Genomic DNA, 6,167 nt, shown 5'->3' on the forward strand with positions numbered 1-6,167 from the left:
CTCACTGTTGTTTCTATAAATGATGTGGATTTTGAAGCCGGCACAACAACTTTAGGGCCGGGAGGCACTAAAACTTATAGTGGCGCAGCTGCGTCATGCACTGCCGGACAGAGTTTTAGTTACAATGTGACAATTACATATACTGATAAAAAGACCAATGCTGATTACACATATACCGGGGGCGGTATTAAGTTAGAAGGCACGTGCGCTAATTAGGACTGGTTAAGTTTTTTTTATTTTTTTAATAATTTCTTAATAAATTGTAATCAACAAAATTAAAGAAAATTTTAAGCGCCTTTATAACAAAGATAAGTTTATAAACTTCTTTTTTATATTATTATTATTATTATGAAAAAAGAGGCATCATTTGTTTTAATATCATTATTGTTGCTAGCCACATTTGTTTCTGCAGCTGTAGAACTGGAAGAGTCTGAAATTAACACTGAAGAATTTGAACTTCAGCAAAATGTGCCTTTAAAAATTAATGGAAAATCAATCACTTTGAGGGATGATGGAGTTAATGAAGCGTATGTATTAGTAGATGGAGTAGATGGTACAATTATATTTGGAAAATTTGAATGGATAAATGGGGTAAGTATTATGCTGTTAAATATGCATGAAACAAATATCCATAGAAATTTGACGGCTTTTGTGAACATCACAACATATGGTTCATGTGGTGATGGCATTTGCCATGAAAGAGAATTTTGTTGTACTGATTGCGGGTGCAAAATTCAAGAAGAGGTTTGTCTTGATAATCAGTGCAGTAGAGCTGAAGCAAATGAATGTACTACGGATTTACAATGTTTAGATGATAGGACTTGTACGATTGATATTTGTGAGGGGGTACCTCGAAAATGTGTGCATAGGTTAGTTAAAACTTGTATTAATGGAGACAATTGTTGTGCTCCTGGGTGTAATATTAATGATGATAGAGATTGTGCCAGTAATACAATTGAATGTATGGTAAATGAAGACTGTGAAATCGGTGAAAAATGTTCAGGGATTACACATCTGTGTTATAAAGTAGAACCGCGGTTAGTTTTAAAAACTTCGCTAGAACCTGAGATTTCTTCTGAACTAAATCCTTTGTCTGTTCCTGCTGGAACAAATAACAGCAAAAATAAATGGCAGCCCCAAAGTATAATTGTGTTAGAGATACTTATAATCACATTTTTAATTTTTGGATGGAAATATATGTTTAAGTAGTAAATTAAATAATTATAGATTAAATTTGAATAACAGAGTAAATTGAAGTTATTTTTACTCTTGAGCCAAAATGATTTTGCTTGTCTTATTTTTGCCAATTGAAATTGAACCTGATTCAAGATAAACTTTATTTGGATCTAAATCATATGTTAAACTTAATTCTGTTATATTAACATGAGAATTAGAAGTCAATATCGCTAGAACTCCATTAACACCGCTAACCTGGCCAAATTTAACTTCCATGCTTCCTGGAGGATTTTTAAGACTTAAATAAAATTGTTTATCAGGTTTACCGTTATTTTCTATGGCATTCAAAAGTTTAGAATTAGTGCATGTCCAACCAGTTTTATCTTCAAATGTCTGGGTAATTAATGTGCCCGAACCATCACCAATTGGACTGTCACAGTTGCCCATCCTTTCGGAATTAGTTACAGCATAGATAGATATTGAATTAATACTGGCGTAAGGTGGTGAAAAAAATAGATAAAGATTTTGGCCATCAATTAAGAATCTAGTATTATATGGACGGATTACGAAACTGTTATTAAATCCATCAAGTGCAATGTCCAAATTAACTTTAGAAGAATAAGTATTTTCAATATAATCTTTATAGTTTGATGCCACTGTTTCATAAGCTACAGCGTGAGATAGTTCTGAATGATTAAACCGAATAATCACATCACTGGAACGAGTAATTGAATCTAACCTAACCTTTAGAAGCTCATAAAAAGTATTTGAAAGTATATCATTTTCTATATAAAACAATCGTGAAAATGAGTTACTTCTAACTATTGACTCAGATAAACTTATTTGATTATGCAGGTATGATTTTGCAAATATTAAAATTGAAAACATAAGTAAAAATGTTATCAATGTAAATAAAAATCCTTTTTTATTTTGCATAATACCAAACCTTCATATTTGCCATGTAAGGATCCAGGTTATTAATAAATACTCTTCTGGAGATGACATATTGATCGCTATTTAAACAACCAGTTTTAGAAACAGAATATTGCGGGACGTTACTTGAATCAAGAATTGTGAGGTTTGCGCAATAATTAACAGACAATGTATCAATATAATCACGCATATAAGTTAAATTTCCGGAGTTAAGAATATAGGAAAGTGAATTTGATTTTTCCAGGATAGTTAAATAATCTTCTGATACTTTCAATAAGTCATATTGAGCATAGGGATTTCCGTCATTACTAAAAAAATAGTAATTGATATATAAAAAAAAACTTAGACATAACATCAATGCAAATAATGCATCTATTGTAAATAATATTGCTTTTTTATTTAATTGCATAATCCCTCCTCACATTCTTTCCATATTTTTAAATTAACATATACAGGAACATTATTTAATAATGCAAATCTATTATGATTAATAACTTGTGTAGTGTTAGCATAAGGTGAAATCCCAATTGTATACATTTTCTGAAACGACTCACCCTCATATAATGATAGGACCAAATAATAATTTTCATAAGGGTTAAACAGTCCTAAATATTTTTTTGAGATCGTATAGTTCATGTTTATTAATTGATTTATCTTTGACACATCAAGGTTCCATGCGCCCCTATTATCTAAAGCGTTTGCTCTATTTTTATATGTTGAATTATATTGGTTTTGACTTAAGGAAGTGGTTAATCCAATTGAATCGACATCCTCTGACCAGTTTGAAGGATATCCTTCCGTTAAAATAAGTAATGATAAAATATTCCTTGCAGTAATCTCAAAATTATCTCTCTCATTTTTAAAAATAATCTTTTCATTAATTATATTCCAAAGAGTTGCTATAGTTAAAAGAATTCCCATAAACAAAGTTATTGCAAAAATTAGATCAATTGAAAATATTTGGGCATTTTTATGTTTAAATTTTAGTTTTATGAGTTTCATCTTATAATTATCTTACCATTTTGATTTTCTAGGGTTATTGGGTCATGTATATTTGTCAGGTTTGTTTGAATTCGGGAAGTTATTAAAAATGCAGAATGGGTTTTTCTAAAACCAAAATCAGAATAATTAATTTCAATGAGTTGATAATCTGGAAAAAAGTTTATAGAATAATCTATATTGTTCGCTAAAGTTTCAGGCAGAAAGACTACTTGGGTAGTGCCATCACCGGAAAGATATAATGAATTAAAATCGTGCGTAAATAAATTGAGTATTTCATTGGCATATTGATCAGTTGTAAATATTTGAAATTGTTGTGATTTGTCAGATGCGGTTTTAAACAAGAATAAAAACATGATTAATGCAACAGAAATAATAATAGTTAATTCTACTGAAACTTGTGCTTTTCTCGCACTATTTTTTAATTTTATTATATTAGCCATAAACAGTTACATTTACATTATCAATATAGTGATTTTCTGAAGTAGCGCTACTTACACAAGCATATCTTAACTGGACTGTTGAAGATAGCGAGATATACGATGCAAGATTTAATGTTACAGAACCTGATAAATCATCATTTGCAACAGAAGCACAAACTGTCCATATATCACTAATCCAACCACCGCCATCATTTAAATCTAAACTTGAACATTCTCCCGCGTCTAAGTCTATATATTCCCAATCAAATGTTAGATTAGCTTTTGAATATGTGGATAAGTCAATATTTGAAGTAGTTATCTTATCTTCAGTATTACATCTTGTTGCATAGGCCCTATTGTTTAAAATCTTCCACTTTGTACCTGTTTCTATCCAGCTTCCTCCGAGAGTTGCAATACCAACTGTTCCGCTGTTTGCACGGTTAAAGTCATCATAAAAGATTATTTGAATTATTGGGTTTGTTTTTACAATACTGCTAATTGCACTAGTGTTAATATTTCCTGAATTATCTTTAGTATTAAGCGTAATATTGTATAAAAAATCAGAGTTCAATCCTGTTGCATTATAATAAGTATTAGAAGTATTTACAATATTTATTCCGTTTAGATGGATAATTGTTGAATTAAAATCTGCATCAGAAGGATTTGTCCATGTCCAATATATCCAATTTGTACCAACGGATTGATTTGTTAAATTTGTAACTCTACCTGGTGGATGGGTATCAGTACCGGTACAATTTGAATAGTTAAATGCATCACAATCCGGTTGACAAAGTAAATCTCCGCCACTATAACCTTGACTTATACAAGTTTCACCCGTTAAATTTGTGCCGTCACAAATTTCCATGCTTTCAATAAAATTATTGCCGCATACATAATTATCACATCCGGAATAATCATATAAACATGAGCCAGTACATGCTAAAGTGCCGTAATCATAACTCTGACTAATACAAGTTTGGCCGCCTAACTGCAATAAATCACATTGTTCACCTGATTCAATGATTGAATTACCGCAAAAATCTTCAGCTACAATGGAAGAATTACCTATGCTAATTGTATTTCCGGAAGATTGAATCTGCACCCACTGATTACCGATTGTTGCATCAATAGTCCCGTTAAGATTATAATCCAAATTTCTATAAACAGTTATATCGGATTTCTGACCATATAATAACATTGTTATTGTTTGCTGATTGATGCTGATTTGTTTAACTGAATTGGGAAGGTTCACATAGATTCTTGCTTTAGCTCCTTCGCCTTGTTGATAAACTAAATTAGCGGCATTTTCTATGGAATCAAGCGCGGTTCTTGCTTTAGTTATTTCAAAATCAGTATTAACATTTGAAATATTTTGCTGATTAATCATAAACACTATTAAAAATACTATTAATGCCATAGCTAAAATTATCAAAGTTTCGGTTGCAGCTTGTGCTTTATCCATTATATGCCTCTTTTTAAATAAGTAAGCTAATTTATACATATATAAGTGTTTTGTTGTCTTCATTTTATTACTTCAGTGGTTTAATACTCAAAATAGTATGGCTATTTTTGTATGCAAAATCAGAGATTTTGTAGTATTCCTAGCTTACTACTATAAATTAAACGCATTAACACATGAAGTTCAAAACATCGGACTCATGTCAGATCGTCAGACTATGTATGAACGTGCTCAGAATCAAAGATTCTAATATGTGCTCAAAATCGTAGATTTTGACAATACTCACAACTTACGGTGTGTGGATTTTTTTGTGGGTATTGTCTTTGATATAATTAAATTTAAATAGGTGTAAAACTTTAAATTAGGATATGTTAGAAAAACTAAAAAAAGAGTTGAAAAGTTTACCTAAAAATTTCATTGTGGGAGTTGTGTTGCCGACAAAAAATTATGAATTTATCAATCTTGAACTTTTGAGAATGTTAAGCGCCCAAAAAGGTGTTGTTGGCGGTTATGTCTCAGTTAACAGGCCGTTTAATGATTTATCCCTCAAATTGAAGTCTTCAAATATTTCGCTGGATAACCTTTTCTTTATCGATTGTATAACCAAGGAAGTAGGTGGAAAATCCATTGATTCTCCTAACTGTGTATACATCGATTCGCCTAAATCTTTAACTGATATCGGGATTGCAATGCATCAGTTTATTGTGCATACCAAAGATTATGAAAAGTTTTTGTATGTGGATTCAATAAGTACTTTGGGTATACATAATGATTCTAATACTATGCTAAGATTCATACATTTCTTAACAGGGAAAATTAGGTTATGGGGAATACAGGGGGTTATGGTTGCATTGCACGAAGACAGCGATCAAAGATTGATAGCTGAGATTTCACAATTTTGTGATAAGATGATTGATTTAACGTGAACTACGCATAACTTAACTCCTTTCATGTTAAGGACGTGGATTTCTTGATAGCGAAGTTAAAACGTCTTAATTTGTTGCCTTTAATAAATTTGGAAGAGAATCGGGGATATTATCCTCCTGATTGGGGTGATTGTAAACATTCTGAAATTTTTATTCTTATTGCTTAGCCTCTATATAAAAGAAGACCATTTAAAAACAGAAATAATGTTATCAGAGATGAGAGGATGCAATAAAAACAATAATTTTTAATTT

The 6,167-nt window shown here is 31.0% G+C and carries 8 protein-coding genes; 3 read left to right on the plus strand and 5 right to left on the minus strand.

The window, feature by feature from the left end; all coding sequences use genetic code 11:
* Window positions 1–216, plus strand: a 216-nt coding sequence (locus J4418_03950) for a hypothetical protein (protein ID MBS3113209.1), incomplete at its 5' end; no start/stop codon positions are given.
* Window positions 217–348: 132 nt separating this feature from the next.
* A complete protein-coding gene (locus J4418_03955; GenBank protein ID MBS3113210.1) occupies window positions 349–1,209 on the plus strand; it encodes a hypothetical protein in 861 nt (286 codons plus the stop codon).
* 54 nt (window positions 1,210–1,263) lie between these two features.
* Here J4418_03955 and J4418_03960 read toward each other — a convergent pair whose 3' ends face one another.
* Genes J4418_03960 through J4418_03980 form a run of 5 tightly spaced genes read right to left on the minus strand, consistent with a single transcriptional unit; the run spans window position 1,264 to window position 4,992 of the window.
* On the minus strand, window positions 1,264–2,112 hold the full coding sequence (locus tag J4418_03960; GenBank protein ID MBS3113211.1) for a hypothetical protein: 849 nt from the start codon (window positions 2,110–2,112) through the stop codon (window positions 1,264–1,266).
* Complete coding sequence (locus tag J4418_03965) at window positions 2,102–2,518, minus strand: hypothetical protein (GenBank protein ID MBS3113212.1); 417 nt, start codon at window positions 2,516–2,518, stop codon at window positions 2,102–2,104. Before J4418_03965 ends, J4418_03960 begins: the two co-directional genes overlap by 11 nt.
* A complete protein-coding gene (locus J4418_03970) occupies window positions 2,509–3,111 on the minus strand; it encodes a hypothetical protein (protein MBS3113213.1) in 603 nt (200 codons plus the stop codon). The genes J4418_03965 and J4418_03970 overlap by 10 nt, the downstream gene beginning before the upstream one ends.
* On the minus strand, window positions 3,108–3,551 hold the full coding sequence (locus tag J4418_03975; protein ID MBS3113214.1) for a hypothetical protein: 444 nt from the start codon (window positions 3,549–3,551) through the stop codon (window positions 3,108–3,110). The genes J4418_03970 and J4418_03975 overlap by 4 nt, the downstream gene beginning before the upstream one ends.
* On the minus strand, window positions 3,544–4,992 hold the full coding sequence (locus J4418_03980) for a hypothetical protein (GenBank protein ID MBS3113215.1): 1,449 nt from the start codon (window positions 4,990–4,992) through the stop codon (window positions 3,544–3,546). Before J4418_03980 ends, J4418_03975 begins: the two co-directional genes overlap by 8 nt.
* A gap of 365 nt (window positions 4,993–5,357) precedes the next feature.
* On the opposite strand from J4418_03980, the gene J4418_03985 reads away from it, so the two are divergent.
* A complete protein-coding gene (locus J4418_03985; GenBank protein MBS3113216.1) occupies window positions 5,358–5,915 on the plus strand; it encodes a hypothetical protein in 558 nt (185 codons plus the stop codon).
* Window positions 5,916–6,167: the final 252 nt, after the last annotated feature.

This window comes from Candidatus Woesearchaeota archaeon, assembly GCA_018303425.1.
In the GTDB taxonomy this organism is placed as follows: domain Archaea; phylum Nanobdellota; class Nanobdellia; order Woesearchaeales; family JAGVYF01; genus JAGVYF01.